Source organism: Streptomyces sp. NPDC054047 (assembly GCF_055585065.1).
In genome coordinates, this window is sequence record NZ_JBVJKV010000014.1 from 141250 (window position 1) to 155826 (window position 14577).

General features: G+C 70.1%; 13 protein-coding genes and 1 tRNA gene. 11 read left to right on the top strand and 3 right to left on the bottom strand.

The window, feature by feature from the left end:
- Window positions 1–6: 6 nt before the first annotated feature.
- On the bottom strand, window positions 7–993 hold the full coding sequence (locus ACZ6ZP_RS37690) for an SMI1/KNR4 family protein (protein ID WP_351162994.1): 987 nt from the start codon (window positions 991–993) through the stop codon (window positions 7–9).
- Window positions 994–1322: 329 nt separating this feature from the next.
- Between ACZ6ZP_RS37690 and ACZ6ZP_RS37695 the strand changes: the two genes are divergently transcribed.
- Complete coding sequence (locus ACZ6ZP_RS37695) at window positions 1323–1880, top strand: YwqJ-related putative deaminase (RefSeq protein ID WP_351162992.1); 558 nt, start codon at window positions 1323–1325, stop codon at window positions 1878–1880.
- Window positions 1881–1924: 44 nt separating this feature from the next.
- Window positions 1925–2446: an SUKH-3 domain-containing protein gene (locus ACZ6ZP_RS37700; protein ID WP_351162990.1), complete on the top strand. Its 522-nt coding sequence runs from the start codon at window positions 1925–1927 to the stop codon at window positions 2444–2446.
- A gap of 16 nt (window positions 2447–2462) precedes the next feature.
- Here ACZ6ZP_RS37700 and ACZ6ZP_RS37705 read toward each other — a convergent pair whose 3' ends face one another.
- Window positions 2463–3788 carry a sensor histidine kinase gene (locus ACZ6ZP_RS37705; protein ID WP_351162988.1) on the bottom strand — a complete coding sequence of 442 codons (1326 nt, stop codon included), beginning with the start codon at window positions 3786–3788 and terminating at the stop codon, window positions 2463–2465.
- Between the two features lie 167 nt (window positions 3789–3955).
- On the opposite strand from ACZ6ZP_RS37705, the gene ACZ6ZP_RS37710 reads away from it, so the two are divergent.
- The 7 genes from ACZ6ZP_RS37710 (at window position 3956) to ACZ6ZP_RS37740 (ending at window position 9597) form a co-directional block, all read left to right on the top strand.
- Window positions 3956–4813: a hypothetical protein gene (locus tag ACZ6ZP_RS37710; RefSeq protein WP_469410221.1), complete on the top strand. Its 858-nt coding sequence runs from the start codon at window positions 3956–3958 to the stop codon at window positions 4811–4813.
- 27 nt (window positions 4814–4840) lie between these two features.
- A tRNA-Gln gene (locus ACZ6ZP_RS37715) sits at window positions 4841–4912 on the top strand.
- A gap of 118 nt (window positions 4913–5030) precedes the next feature.
- Complete coding sequence (gene glmU, locus ACZ6ZP_RS37720) at window positions 5031–6488, top strand: bifunctional UDP-N-acetylglucosamine diphosphorylase/glucosamine-1-phosphate N-acetyltransferase GlmU (RefSeq protein ID WP_351162983.1); 1458 nt, start codon at window positions 5031–5033, stop codon at window positions 6486–6488.
- Between the two features lie 119 nt (window positions 6489–6607).
- A complete protein-coding gene (locus ACZ6ZP_RS37725) occupies window positions 6608–7585 on the top strand; it encodes a ribose-phosphate diphosphokinase (protein WP_351162981.1) in 978 nt (325 codons plus the stop codon).
- A gap of 192 nt (window positions 7586–7777) precedes the next feature.
- Window positions 7778–8368: a 50S ribosomal protein L25/general stress protein Ctc gene (locus tag ACZ6ZP_RS37730; protein WP_351162978.1), complete on the top strand. Its 591-nt coding sequence runs from the start codon at window positions 7778–7780 to the stop codon at window positions 8366–8368.
- 97 nt (window positions 8369–8465) lie between these two features.
- Window positions 8466–9068, top strand: a complete 603-nt coding sequence (gene pth, locus ACZ6ZP_RS37735; protein WP_249589448.1) for an aminoacyl-tRNA hydrolase — start codon at window positions 8466–8468, stop codon at window positions 9066–9068.
- 55 nt (window positions 9069–9123) lie between these two features.
- Window positions 9124–9597 carry a hypothetical protein gene (locus ACZ6ZP_RS37740; protein WP_366463708.1) on the top strand — a complete coding sequence of 158 codons (474 nt, stop codon included), beginning with the start codon at window positions 9124–9126 and terminating at the stop codon, window positions 9595–9597.
- 57 nt (window positions 9598–9654) lie between these two features.
- On the opposite strand, the gene ppc is transcribed toward ACZ6ZP_RS37740, so the two are convergent.
- Window positions 9655–12387 (bottom strand): phosphoenolpyruvate carboxylase, encoded by a 2733-nt coding sequence (gene ppc, locus ACZ6ZP_RS37745; RefSeq protein WP_351162973.1) that lies wholly within the window; start codon window positions 12385–12387, stop codon window positions 9655–9657.
- 293 nt (window positions 12388–12680) lie between these two features.
- Here ppc and ACZ6ZP_RS37750 point away from each other — a divergent pair, with 293 nt between their 5' ends.
- The gene (locus ACZ6ZP_RS37750; protein WP_351162971.1) at window positions 12681–13706 is read left to right on the top strand and encodes an acyl-CoA desaturase; all 1026 of its coding nucleotides are present in this window, start codon (window positions 12681–12683) and stop codon (window positions 13704–13706) included.
- Window positions 13703–14389 carry a TetR/AcrR family transcriptional regulator gene (locus ACZ6ZP_RS37755; RefSeq protein WP_351162969.1) on the top strand — a complete coding sequence of 229 codons (687 nt, stop codon included), beginning with the start codon at window positions 13703–13705 and terminating at the stop codon, window positions 14387–14389. Before ACZ6ZP_RS37750 ends, ACZ6ZP_RS37755 begins: the two co-directional genes overlap by 4 nt.
- The last annotated feature ends 188 nt before the right edge of the window (window positions 14390–14577 follow it).

Below are 14577 nucleotides of genomic sequence, written 5' to 3' on the forward strand. Positions count from 1 at the left end.
GACAAGTCACTCCCCCACCGGGACGGCGCGCGCGAAGCCGCCGTCCACCATCAGGTTCGCCACGGTCTCCAGCTCCGGCGGGTTCCCCGCGAGCCGGGACAAGAACGCGTCGAAGTCGTCACCGCACGGCAGCAGCAGCCGCTGCACCCGCTCGGCGGGCTGCCAGGCAGCCGTTTCCGAGACGTCCCGTGCGTCGTCGTACGCGCAGAACCACACCGAACCGATCCGGTCGCCCTTGACCTTCACGGCGAGAATGCCGCCCTGCACGAAACCAACTCCCAAGTAGTCCTTGGTGAGATGGTCGCGCAGGCACTTGTTCACGTACACCAGGTCGTTGACCGCTGCCTCGTCCCGCACCGTGAAGAACGGCTGGTCGATCAGGAGGCCGAGCTCCGCGTCCAGCGCCGCGCCGACCGGCGCGCAGCCCCCCGCCGCCTTCAGGAAGGAGCGGTAGGCGCCGGGCAGCCGGTAGCCCAGCTCCTCCTCGGCGCCGAGGACCTCCTGCTCGCTCACCGCGACCGCCGACTTCGGCAGCGCGAGATGCGCGGGACGGGTCTCCTGGAGCGGGCGCGTGCCCCGCTTGTCCTGGTCCACCGGCGTCGTGGCGAGCCCGCCGTGGTGCCGCAGGAGCGCCTTCACCTCCACCGGGACCAGCTCCAGGCGCCTGCCGCCCGGCACGTGGTGCCAGGTCCAGCCGTGCGGGGTCGCCACCGGCGGAATCGTGTCCCACAGCTCGTGGTCCGCCGCGGCCAGCGCCGCGTTCGCGGAGACGTAGTCCGTCAGGCGCAGCTCGTCGACGCCGAAGCCCTCCGGGGGCTCGGCGATCTCGGCGGCCGCACGCGCGTAGACGGAGAAGTCCGGATAGCCGTGCTCGTCCACGCGCACCCCTCTGGGGTGGCGCGTGGCCCGGACCGGATCCGGGAAGTGCACGACCTGCCCGGCGTAGGCCGCGTTCGGCGGCGCGGCTTGCTGCCCCAGCCGACCTGTCGTCATGGCGGTTGCCCCCTGCGGCACTGTGAGTTCTGCGGATCGCTGTGCACGGACGGCGCCGTGCGTGGATGTCGCTGTGCGTGGATTGTGCGTACTTCGTCCTGCGTTCCGCGGTCTGCGGATGTCGACAGCCTATGCGTAAGGACGACACGGGTCACCGGGCCTCCGGTTCCATGACCAGCAGCCACCGGACCGTCACCGTGCGACGAAAGCCGGGCGTGTCGCGGTGCCCCAGCTTCCGCACCACCCGCCCCATTTGGCAGGCTGTCACCGCAACGCGGGGGCGTGGCACACGCGGTCACACCGCGAGTTGCGGGGAGGGAAGCACCACCATGCACACGGCACAGACCGGTACGGCAGGCCGCACGGCGGCCACGACGGCGCCCTCGGCGACCGCCGAGCACCACGACGGCGCGGGGGACCCGCGCGTCGGCTGGAGCAGCACCTCCGCGCAGGCGCCCACGCTGCGCCAGCGCCGCGACGGCATACTTCCCACCGTCGCGGCGGCGCTCTCCGTCCGCGGCGCGACCCTCACGTGCACCGCGGGCCGCGGGGAGGAACCGCCCGCTCTGCACCCACTCGTACAGGACTTCCTCGACACCCTCACAAGCGGTCAGCGCGAACGCTTCACCGGGCGGTGCGCCGAGGCCATCCTCATCTCGCGCCACCTCACGGCGGCCGACGGGTCCCGCTCGAAACGGGCGGCGCGAAAACCGATGACCAACGGCGAGGCCCGCAAGGCCCTCAAGCACTCCAAGCTCACCACCCGCCGCATCCGCGAGGACGGCGACCCCCTGCACGGCGGCTTCGCCCGCCCGTGCCGCTCCTGCACCGCCCTCACAGCGCACTTCGGCGTACGGATCGTGGAACCCGCGACCCCGGAATCCTGACCCCACCAAGCCGCCGAACCGCCGAACCGCAACGAGGGCCGCCCATGCACACGGAACAGCACACCGACCACCCCACCGCGCCGACCGCCGCGTCGCCCCGCTTCCCCGTCCCCGTCGACGCCGCCCTGCGCGCGGCGGGCTGGCGCCCCGGACGCTGGGACATAAAGCAGGCGGAGATCTGGGCCGACGTCCTGCGCCGCCACACCTCGCCGGCGGGCCACCGGCACGCCGTCTTCCCCGCCGCCGTCGAGGCGTGGGCGGAGTTCGGCGGACTGCACATCACCCCGCAGGGCCCCGGCCGCCACATAGCGCCCGCCGCCGTGCACCTGGACCCGCTGTACGGCCTCCACCTGGCCCGCACCCTCGGCGACCTGGGCCGCGCCCTCGACACCGAGGTCTGCCCCATAGGAGAGGAGACGGAGACCCAGGCCCTGCTCGCCATCGACGCGGACGGCCGCGTCTACAGCCTCGACCACAGCGGCGACTGGTACCTGGGCTCCCACATCGACGAGGCACTGGCCACCCTGGCATCGGGCACCCAGCCGGAACGCCTGAAGGCGAGCTGACAGCAGCCCCGGGGAGCTAGGCCGCGGCCGCGGGCAGTACCGCCGACACCCGGAAGCCGCCCGCGTCCGTCGGCCCCGACACGAAGACACCGCCCAGCGCGACGACCCGCTCCTTCATGCCCACCAGGCCGTTGCCCCCACTGGGCAGCCGGGCGTCCCCGGAGCCCGCCTCCGGCGGCGGCTCGTTCTCCACCTGCATCGCGATCTCCGCACCGCGGTGCGCGAGGCGTACGTACGTCTTGGCGCCCGCGGCGTGCTTGTGCACGTTGGTCAACGCCTCCTGGACCACGCGGTACGCGGTCTGCTCCACGTCCGCCGCGTACGCACGCGACTCGCCCTCCACGGACAGGTCCACCGCCATCCCCGCGGCACGGGACTGCCCCACCAGCTCCTCGATCTCCTCCAGGCACGGCCCGTCCTCGTCCACCGCACGCGAGGCGGCGGCCGCGGCGGCGAACCCCACGGCGGCCAGCGGCACCGCGTCGGAGACCGACCCGTGCCGGCCACCCGCGGCCGGCGGGGTCTCCCCGGTCCGCAGCACACCGAGCATCTCGCGCAGCTCGGTCAGCGCCTGCCGCCCCATGTCACCGACGAGGGCGGCGTTCTTGACGGCCTTCTCGGGATCTTTCCGAGCGACAGCCTGCAAAGCCGCCGCATGCACGACCATCAGACTCACCCGATGCGCGACGACGTCGTGCATCTCCCGCGCGATCCGGGTCCGCTCCTCGTTGCGCGCCCACTCGGCCCGCTCCTCGGCCCGCTCGGCCAGCAGCTGCAACTCACGCTCAAGACTGTCGGCACGCTCCCGCAGGCTCTCCATGAGCCGCCGCCGGGCCCCGACGTAAAGACCGAGCAGGATCGGCGGCGCGGTGAGCCCGATGGAGGTGGTGATCGCGATGAACGGTATGAACCCCTCGGCGAACCCCAGCTCCCCGCTCTCCATGTCCTGCCGGGTCCGCACCAGCGTCACGATCATCGTGCCCAGCAGGGACATCCCGGCGAGCGACCCGATGATGCGCCGGGGCAGCTCGGAGGCGGCCAGGGTGTAGAGCCCGACAACCGTCAGGAAGATCCCCATCTGAGCCGGCGTGATCGCGATGGAGATGAGCACCACGGCGATCGGCCACCGCCGCCGCAGCACGAGCGAGGCGCCGGCCAGCACCCCGAACGCGATCCCCACCCCCGTGGGCACCCCCGTGTCCCCCGCGAACGTGATCCCCTCGGCCCCGCACTCCGCCGCCGATGCCAGCGCGAGCCCCACATCCAGCACGGCACTGCGCCGCCGCTCCCACCACCACGGCCCGGTCACGGCCGCGCTGTGGTTCTCCCCCGTCGTGGTCATGCCTTCCAGCCTACGGGCGACAAGCCCTCCTTTTCCGGCGAGTTTCGTGCTCGGTGATCGAACGCACGCGCCGTTCGACGCAAAGCGAAACCGCCCGGAATCCCTCGAACTGTTGAACCGCTCCCGCTTTCCGGCCGGACGTCCACATTCCGGACGACGGTCGTCGCATGACGGAAATCACGAGCAAGTACGCGGACTTCGAGGGCCTGCGAGAGCGAGCGATCGCGCTGCGGCGCGAGGGGCTGAGCCTGCGGCAGATCTCCGAGGAACTCGGGGTGCGCAACAAGGAGACCTTGAGCCGACTCGTGCAGGGCGAGCCTCCCGCCGAGTGGACCAAGCGCCCGAGGGCGAAGGACGGCCTACGGGAGCGGGCACGGGAGCTGCGCCTCCAAGGCCGGACGTACAACGAGATCCAGGCCGAGCTGGGCTGCTCGAAGAGTTCGGTATCGCTGTGGGTGCGGGACCTGCCGAAGCCAGAACCCAAGTGCACGCCCGAGGAACAACGAGCACGCATGAACGCCGGACTCGCACGGCTGCGAGCCGACCAGGACCGCGAACGCCGGGCGACCAAGCAGGCAGCGGCGGCAGCGATCGGCGAGCTGTCGGACCGCGAGCTGCTCATCGCCGGAGTCGCCCTCTATTGGGCCGAAGGCTCCAAGGACAAGCCGTACCGCCGCACCGAGGTACTCCAGTTCATCAACAGCGACCCGAACGTGATCCGACTCCACATGCGCTGGCTGGCGCTGCTCGGCGTCGGCCTCGACCGCTTGACCTTGCGCGTCAGCATTCATGAATCCGCGGACGTGGCGGCCGCCGAAAGACACTGGGCAGAGGTCGTCGGCATCGACGCGGGAGCGTTCAGCAAGCCGACCCTGAAAAAGCACCACCCCCGCACCGTGCGCAAGAACACGGGAGACGGGTACTACGGGTGCCTCGTGATCTATGTGAGGCAAAGCGCCGATCTCTACCGTCGCATGGAAGGGGCTTGGTACGGCATAGTGTTGGGTGCCGAAACGGCGACCTAGCCAAATGTCCAATTTGGGTCGCTTCAATCCCCCGTGGTGTAATTGGCAGCACTGTGGCTTTTGGTGCCATCTGTCCGGGTTCAAGTCCTGGCGGGGGAGCTGCTTACGTTCGGGTCCTGACCGCAAGGTCAGGACCCGCCCTCATTTCCGCCCCACAACGCCCCGGTATCCTGCGGATGTCCACTCCCCGCACAATCCGAAGCCGAAGGGCATCCCCGTGAGCGCCAACTGCCCGGCAGCCGTCGTCGTCCTCGCAGCGGGTGAGGGCACCCGTATGAAGTCGGCCACCCCCAAGGTCCTGCACGAGATCTGCGGCCGTTCCCTCATCGGGCACGTCCTCGAGGCCGCGTACGCGCTGAGCCCGGAGCGGCTCGTCACCGTCGTCGGGTTCGCCCGCGAGCAGGTCATCGGCCATCTCTCCGCCGTCGCCCCCGACGTGCGCACCGCCTACCAGAGCGAGCAGAAGGGCACCGGCCACGCCGTCCGTATCGGCCTGGACGAGCTCGGCGGCGCCGTGGACGGGACCGTCATCGTCGTCTGCGGCGACACCCCACTGCTGACCGGCGCGACCCTGCGGAAGCTGGCGGCCACGCACACCGGCGACGGCAACGCCGTGACGGTGCTGACCGCCGAGGTCCCGGACGCGACCGGCTACGGCCGCATCGTGCGGGACGGCGAGAGCGGCGCGGTGACCGGCATCGTCGAGCACAAGGACGCCACCGAGAAGCAGCGTCTGATCCGTGAGATCAACTCCGGCGTTTTCGCGTTCGACGGGCAGCTGCTCGCGAAGGCGCTCGGCAAGGTGCGCACGGACAACAGCCAGGGCGAGGAGTACCTCACCGACGTGCTGGGAATCCTCCGTGAGGCGGGGCACCGGGTGGGGGCCGCCGTCGCCGGTGATCACCAGGAGATCGCGGGGATCAACAACCGGGTGCAACTGGCGCAGGCCCGCCGCACCTTGAACGACCGCCTCCTGACGGAGGCCATGCTGGCCGGTGTCACGGTCGTGGACCCCGCCTCGACGTGGATCGACGCGACGGTGACGTACGAGCAGGACGCGCTCGTGCACCCGGGCACGCAGCTCCAGGGCGCCACGCACCTCGGTGAGGGTTCCGAGGTGGGGCCCAACTCCCGCCTGAAGGACACCAGGGTGGGCGCGGGCGCGCGCGTGGACAACACGGTGGCGAACGACGCCGAGGTCGGGGAGCAGGCGAGCGTCGGTCCGTACGCGTATCTGCGGCCGGGCACCCGGCTCGGTGTGAAGTCGAAGGCCGGCACGTACGTCGAGATGAAGAACGCGAAGATCGGTGAGGGGACGAAGATCCCGCACCTTTCCTACGTGGGTGACGCGACGATCGGTGATTTCACCAACATCGGTGCCGCCAGCGTCTTCGTGAACTACGACGGCGAGGCCAAGCACCACACGACGGTGGGCTCGCACTGCAAGACCGGTTCGGACAACATGTTTGTGGCTCCTGTCACGGTCGGGGACGGCGCCTACACGGCGGCGGGTTCGGTCATCACGAAGGACGTTCCTGCGGGTTCGCTGGCCGTGGCCCGTGGCCAGCAAAGGAATATCGAGGGTTGGGTGGCGCGCAAGCGTCCGGGCAGCGCGGCCGCGAGGGCGGCCGAGGCGGCGTCCGGGGAGTCCAGGAATTCGGCAAGCGGAAGCTGACCGGAAACAGGTGCGTCGGACACGGCGTACCGTGATAGATGCACACCATTTCGGCCGACTCAGCGCACGGGACGCGCGGACTCGGCAGCGGGAAGAACTCGTCTGAGGAGACAAGTGCTGTGACCGGGATCAAGACGACCGGCGAGAAGAAGTTGATGCTCTTCTCCGGCCGCGCCCACCCCGAGTTGGCCGAGGAGGTCGCACACAAGCTGGGTGTCGGCATCGTGCCGACGAAGGCTTTCGATTTCGCCAACGGCGAGATCTATGTGCGGTACCAGGAGTCGGCTCGTGGCGCGGACTGCTTCTTGATCCAGAGCCACACGGCTCCGATCAACAAGTGGATCATGGAGCAGCTGATCATGATCGACGCGCTGAAGCGCGCGTCGGCCCGCTCCATCACCGTGATCGTGCCGTTCTACGGCTACGCGCGCCAGGACAAGAAGCACCGCGGCCGTGAGCCGATCTCGGCCCGCATGGTGGCGGACCTGATGAAGACCGCGGGTGCGGACCGCATCCTCACGGTCGACCTGCACACCGACCAGATCCAGGGCTTCTTCGACGGCCCGGTCGACCATCTCTTCGCCCTGCCGATCCTCGCGGACTACGTGGGCGCGAAGGTCGACCGCGACAAGCTGACAGTGGTCTCCCCCGACGCCGGCCGCGTGCGTGTCGCCGACCGCTGGTGCGACCGTCTCGGCGCCCCGCTGGCCATCGTGCACAAGCGCCGTGACAAGGACGTCGCCAACCAGGTCACCGTCCACGAGGTCGTGGGTGAGGTGAAGGGCCGCGTCTGCGTCCTGGTCGACGACATGATCGACACCGGTGGCACGATCTGCGCCGCCGCCGACGCGCTGTTCGCGCACGGTGCGGAGGACGTCATCGTGACGGCGACGCACGGCGTGCTGTCCGGCCCGGCCGCGGACCGTCTGAAGAACTCCAAGGTGAGCGAGTTCGTGTTCACGGACACGCTGCCCGACCCGGGTGACCTGGAGCTCGACAAGATCACGGTGCTCTCGATCGCGCCGACCATCGCGAACGCGGTGCGTGAGGTCTTCGAGGACGGTTCGGTCACGAGCCTCTTCGACGAGCAGGCCTAGCCCTCGCGGGTTCGATAGATCAACTTTGAGGCGGCCTCCCCCGCCGGGTAGACTCACGGAGTTGCTCGGCGAGGGAGGCCGTACTCATTGCAGTACGGCGGTCCGTTATCGACGCGCTCTTCGTAGCAGGCCAGTAGTCGTATGGCCGGGTAACCGACCCCATTCGACATTTCTGACTTACGAGGAGTGCACATGTCCGAGGTCAAGCTCGCCGCCGAGACCCGCACCGAGTTCGGCAAGGGCGCCGCCCGCCGCATCCGCCGCGAGAGCAAGGTCCCGGCCGTTGTCTACGGTCACGGCGCCGACCCCGTCCACATCACGCTTCCGGGCCACGAGCTGCACCTCGCGCTCCGTACGTCCAACGTCCTTCTCGCCCTCGACATCGACGGCAAGAAGCACCTGGCGATCCCGAAGGCCGTCCAGCGTGACGCCATCAAGGGCTTCCTCGAGCACGTCGACCTGCTCCTCGTCCGTCAGGGCGAGAAGGTCAACGTCGACATCTACGTCCACACCGAGGGCGAGCTCGCCCCGGGCGGCAACCTGCTCGAGCACGTCCTGAACGCGCTGCCCGTCGAGGCCGAGGCCACGCACATCCCCGAGTCGGTCACCGTCTCCATCGCGGGCCTCGAGGCCGGCGCGACCATCCTCGCCAAGGACATCCCGCTGCCCGCCGGCACCACCCTGAACGTCGAGGACGACGTCGTCGTCCTGCAGGTTCTGGCCGCGCAGGCCGAGGAGGCCTCCGAGACCGAGGCCGAGGGCGACGCCGCCGCCGAGGCCTGAGCCTCGACCGCGAACGCCTGAGCTCGACTTGGTTCGAACTCTGCCAACCGCCGCTCCGCGCTCCTGCGCGGGGCGGCGGTTGGGCTATGAAGGAGACATGCAGATGACGACGGACCCCAGCGCGCCCTGGCTGATCGTGGGTCTGGGCAATCCAGGCCCTGGGTACGCCATGAACCGGCACAACGTGGGCTTCATGGTGGCCGATCTCCTGGCGGAGCGGATCGGCGGCTCGTTCAAGCGGAGCGGTCGTACGCAGGCGCAGGTGCTGGAGGGCCGGATCGGCCCCGTGGGACCGGCGAACCGCCGGGTCGTCCTGGCGAAGCCGATGTCGTACATGAATGTGTCGGGCGGTCCGGTGACGGCGCTGCGCGACTTCTACAAGGTGCCGACGGCGAACATCGTGGCGGTCCACGACGAGCTGGACATCGACTACGGCACGCTGCGCCTGAAGCTGGGCGGCGGCGACAACGGCCACAACGGTCTGAAGTCGATGACGAAGGCGATGGGCCCGGACTACCACCGGGTGCGGTTCGGGATCGGGCGTCCGCCGGGGCGCATGCAGGTCGCGGACTTCGTCCTGAAGGACTTCTCGTCGGCGGAGCGCAAGGAGCTCGGCTACTTCGTGGACCGGGCGGCGGACGCGGCGGAGGCTCTGGTGATCGAGGGTCTTGAGCGGGCGCAGAGTTCGTACAACTCTTGACCGGTTGCCCCAGGGCTGTTGACTGAGCGCAGCGCCATGGCCAAGGATCGCCGCCATGACTGCGCTGCTACTCGTACGCCGGACGGCCATGGGCACGCTTGCGGCGCTGCTGCTGGTCGCGGGGTTCTGGGCGTCCTGGGGCACGGCGCAGCACGTGATGCTCTCCGGTGAGCGGGAGCGGGGCACGATGCGGGTGACGCGGTGCTCGTCGGACACCTGCGTGGGTCCGTACGCCCCTTCGTCGTCCTCCTCGGCCTCCGGCTTCAAGCCGCGCGACCGGGTCGAGATCGACCGCTCGATCGCGGAGAAGGAGGGGGCGCGGATTCCGGTGGCGGTGAAGCCCGGCACCTCCGAGGTCGTCCGCACCGGCGGCCCCGGTTTCCTGCACGCGTGGCTCCCCCTGGGCGGGGCGCTGCTGCTGTCCGCGGTGGTGGTCGCCGGGGGTCTTCGCCTCCCTCGTACGGCCTGGGGCCTCGCGGTGGCGGGCGGCGCGCTCCTGACGGCGTCCTTCGCGACGCTGGCGTTCTGACCTGACCTGACGTGCGGGCGGGTGCTCCGGGTGCCGGAGCACCCGCCCGCACGTGCGTCAGCCGGTGTTGCGCAGGCCCGCCGCGACACCGTTCACGGTGAGGAGCAGCGCGCGGCCGAGGAGCGGGTCCGCCTCCTCGCCCGCCGCGGCCGCGTCGCGCTGGCGCTTGAGGAGCGCGACCTGGAGGTAGGAGATCGGGTCCAGGTACGCGTCCCGGATGCCGAACGTCTGCTGAAGCTCCGGGTGGGAGTCGAGCAGTTGCTCGCCGCCGGTGACGCGCAGGACCTCCTGCACCGTCAGCGCGTGCTCCGCCTCGATCACGTCGAAGACGTGCTTCAGCTCGTCGGGGACGAGCGTGTCCACGTAGTGCCGGGCGATCCGCAGGTCCGTCTTGGCCAGGGTCATCTCCACGTTCGAGATGAAGTTCCGGAAGAAGTGCCAGTGCTCCTGCATCTCGCCGAGCACGGTGTCCAGACCGGCCTCGCGCAGCGCCTTCAGGCCCGAGCCGACGCCGAACCAGCCCGGCACGATCTGCCGCGACTGCGTCCAGCCGAAGACCCACGGGATGGCGCGCAGGCCGTCGAGCGAGACGCCCGAGCCGGGGCGGCGCGACGGCCGGGAGCCGAGGTGCAGGTCGGCGAGCTGGTCGACGGGCGTCGACGCGAGGAAGTACGTCGGCAGGTCCGGGTCCTCGACCAGCTTGCGGTACGCGGAGTGCGCGGCGTCCGAGACGACGTCCATCGCCGCGTCCCAGCGGGCGAGCGCCTCGTCCGACTGGCGGGGAGAGGTGTGCAGGGCCGAGGCCTGCAGCGTCGCCGCGACCGTCAGCTCCAGGTTCTCCCGGGCCAGCGAGGGCACGAGGTACTTGTCGGAGATGACCTCGCCCTGCTCGGTCACCTTGATCTCGCCCTCGAGGGTGCCCCACGGCTGCGCGAGGATCGCGTCGTGCGAGGGGCCGCCGCCGCGGCCGACGGTGCCGCCGCGGCCGTGGAAGAGGCGAAGGCGCACGCCGTAGCGGTGCGCGACGTCACGCAGCCTGCGCTGGGCGCGGTGGATCTCCCACTGCGAGGTGGTGATGCCGCCGAACTTGGAGGAGTCCGAGTAGCCGAGCATGACCTCCTGGACGTCGCCCCGAAGCGCGACCAGCTTGCGGTAGGACGGGTCGGCGAGCATCTCGTCGAGGATGACGTCGGCGGCGCGCAGCTCGTCCGTCGTCTCCAGGAGCGGCACGATGCCGATCTTCGCCCAGCCGGCGTGCAGGTCGATGAGCCCGGCCTCGCGGGCCAGGACGGCCGCCGCGAAGACGTCGTCCGCGCCCTGGCACATGGAGATGATGTAGGACTCGATGACCTCGGGCCCGAAGACCTCCAAGGCCTTCTTGACGGTGAGGAAGACCCCGAGGGTCTTCTCCCCCGCGGCGTCCAGCGGGGCCGGGGAGGGACCGAGCGGCCTGCGCGAGCGCAGCTCCTTGGCGAGCAGCTTCTGCCGGTACTCGCGCGGCATGTCCACGTACCGCCAGGACTCCTCGCCCAGGCGGTCGAAGAGCTGGCCGAGCGCGTGGTGGTGGGCGTCGGCGTGCTCCCGTACGTCCATGGTGGCCAGCTGCAGACCGAACGCGGCGAGCGTACGGATCGTGCGGTTCATCCGGCCGTCGGCGAACAGGGCGCCCTTGTGCGCGCGCAGCGACGTCTGGACGAGGGTGAGGTCGTGCAGCAGCTCACCGGTGCCGAGGTAGTCGCGCCCGTCCTCGTGGGCGGTGCCGCGGGCCAGGCGCTCCTTGGTGTTCTCCAGCTTCTGCCGGATGCAGGTGGCCTTGAGGCGGTAGGGCTCCTCGGAGTTCAGCCGCTTGTAGCGGGGGCTGATCTCGGGCAGCCGCTCCAGGTCGAGCTGGAGGGATGACTTCAGCTCCTCGGTGGCTCCGGTGTAGCGGATGGAGTTCGAGAGGAAGCCGCGCAGCTCGTCGACGAGCAGGAGCGCGTCGTTGATGCCGTGCTCGTGCTGGAGGATCAGGACGTCCCAGGTGACGGCGGGCGTCACGTTCGGGTTGCCGTCGCGGTCGCCGCCGATCCAGGTGCCGAAGGTGAGCGGCCGGGTGCCTTCCGGCAGCTGGACGCCGACGCGCTCCAGCTCGGCGGTGAGGTCTTCGAGTACGTCCCCGACGGCGCCGGCGTGCAGCTCGTCCAGGTAGTAGATGGCGTTGCGCGCCTCGTCCGCGGGTTCGGGCCGGACCACGCGCAGCTCGTCGGTCTGCCACACCAGGTCGATGCTCTCGGCCAGGCGGGTGTCGTGGCGGCGCCGGTCGGACTCGATGACCGGGGTCTCCAGGAGCTCGGCGATGCGGCGCAGCTTGTTGAGGACGGAGCGGCGGGCGGCCTCGGTGGGGTGCGCGGTGAAGACGGGGCGCACGTTCAGGTGCTGCACGGTCTGGCGCAGGTGCTCGGGGTCGGCGTCCTTGAGCCGGTCCGCGGTACGGGACAGGAGTCCGCCCTCGGCGGCACGCCGGGCGCGCAGCTCGCGACCGCGGTGGACCTGCTCGGTCACGTTCGCCAGGTGGAAGTACGTGGAGAAGGCGCGGACCAGCTTGGCCGCGGTCTCCAGTTCGGTGCCACCGAGCAGGCGGGCGGCGGCCTCGCCGTCCTCTCGGGTCAGGCTGCGGACCTTCTCGACCAGTTCGAGGAGCTCTGAGCCCTCTTGACGTACGAGGGTCTCGCCCAGCAGGTCGCCGAGGCGGCGGATGTCGGCGCGCAGCTCGGTGCTGGCTGTGGTGGTCTGGTCGTCGGCACTGCTCACAGGTGCGGCTCCTTGCAGTGTTGAAGCACGTCAGGTCTGGGAGGGGGGTCCCCGGCCGGATAGGAATCCGCGTTCCGGGGGAGTTAGAGAGAGCGGACCGCGCTGTCCGACCGTTTCCAAGGATAGGTGTCACATCGCGGCACGGACTCGCGGCCTCTTGCCGCGGGGTTCCGCGCTGCCATACTTACGACGCCGTAGGTTACGGGACCGTAGATAACGCGGGACCCGTGATCGTGCGCCCGCCGCACTCGCGCCGTGACCCTCATACCCTCGACCCCACAGGGGACGTGCCCATGACCACATCTTCCGATGCGTATTCCGACACCGATGTGATCGAAGACGCTTCGCGATCGACGACCGACGCCCCCACGAACGTCTCCTCGCCCTCTTCGGCCCCCTCCGCGACGCTGGGCGGTGAGCAGAAGCGCTCCCTTGAGCAGATCACGCTGCTTCTGTTCATCATCGTCCCGTTCCTCGCCCTGGTCGCGGCGGTGCCGTTGGTCTGGGGCTGGGGGGTGAGCTGGCTGGACCTCGGCCTGCTGGTGTTCATGTACTACCTGGGCTGCCACGGCATCACGATCGGATTCCACCGCTACTTCACGCACGGCTCCTTCAAGGCGAAGCGTCCGCTGCGGATCGCGCTGGCCGTGGCGGGGTCGATGGCGGTGGAGGGCCCGCTGGTGCGCTGGGTGGCGGACCACCGCAAGCACCACAAGTTCTCGGACGCGGAGGGCGACCCGCACTCCCCGTGGCGCTTCGGCGAGACGGTCCCTGCCCTGATGAAGGGCCTGTGGTGGGCGCACATCGCCTGGATGTTCGACGAGGAGCAGACTTCGCAGGAGAAGTACGCGCCTGACCTGATCAAGGACCCGGCGATCCGTCTGGTCTCCCGCCAGTTCCTGCTCTGGACAATCGTTTCCCTCGCGATCCCGCCGCTGGTCGGCGGCCTGGTGACGATGTCGTGGTGGGGCGCCTGCACGGCGTTCTTCTGGGGCTCACTGGTCCGGGTGGCTCTCCTCCACCACGTCACGTGGTCGATCAACTCGATCTGCCACGCGGTGGGCAAGCGCCCCTTCAAGTCGCGCGACCGCTCGGGCAACGTGTGGTGGCTCGCGGTCCTGTCCTGCGGCGAGTCCTGGCACAACCTGCACCACGCCGACCCGACGTCGGCGCGGCACGGTGTGCTGCGGGGCCAGGTGGACTCCTCCGCGCGGATCATCCGCTGGTGCGAGCAGCTGGGCTGGGCGACGGACGTGCGCTGGCCCTCGGAGTCCCGTATCGACTCCCGCCGGAAGCCGAACACCGTCGGCCCGGCATGATTGACGACGTGGCGACCGACTCCAGCAATTCCAGTTCTGCCAGCAAAGAGAAGCAGCCCCGGCGTACGCGCCGGACGCGGATGACGGGTGCCGAGCGCCGGGAGCAGTTGCTGGACATCGGGCGCACGCTCTTCGCCGCCAAGGGCTTCGAGGGCACGTCGGTGGAGGAGATCGCGGCGAAGGCCGGTGTCTCCAAGCCTGTCGTGTACGAGCACTTCGGCGGCAAGGAGGGTCTGTACGCGGTGGTGGTGGACCGCGAGATGCGGGCGCTGCTCGACGGCGTGACGGGAGCGCTGACGGCGGGCCATCCGCGCGAGCTCCTGGAACAGGCGGCGTTCGCCCTCCTCGACTACATCGAGACGTACACGGACGGCTTCCGCATCCTGGTCCGCGACTCGCCGGTGGCGCAGTCGACGGGCACGTTCGCTTCCCTGATCTCGGACATCGCGACGCAGGTGGAGGACATCCTGGGCCAGGAGTTCAAGACGCGGGGCTTCGACCAGAAGCTGGCGCCTCTCTACGCCCAGGCGCTGGTGGGCATGGTGGCGCTGACGGGCCAGTGGTGGCTGGACGTCCGCAAGCCGAAGAAGGCGGAGGTGGCGGCGCACCTGGTGAACCTGGCCTGGCACGGCCTGGACGGCCTGGAGCCGAAGCCGCGCCTGATAGGCCACCGCAAAAGCTGACGCCCCAGGGCGGACACCTGCACACCGGGGATTCGGACCCCCGGCGTCCAGGTGCCCGGGAGGCGCCCCCCCGCCCGAGACCCCGCGGGCGCCCACCCCACAAGCTCCGGCGAACTCCCCGCGGTCCCCCGGCGAGCACCCCGCAGCACCCGCGCCCTGCACCGCCGAACTTCGCCCGGCACCCTGCC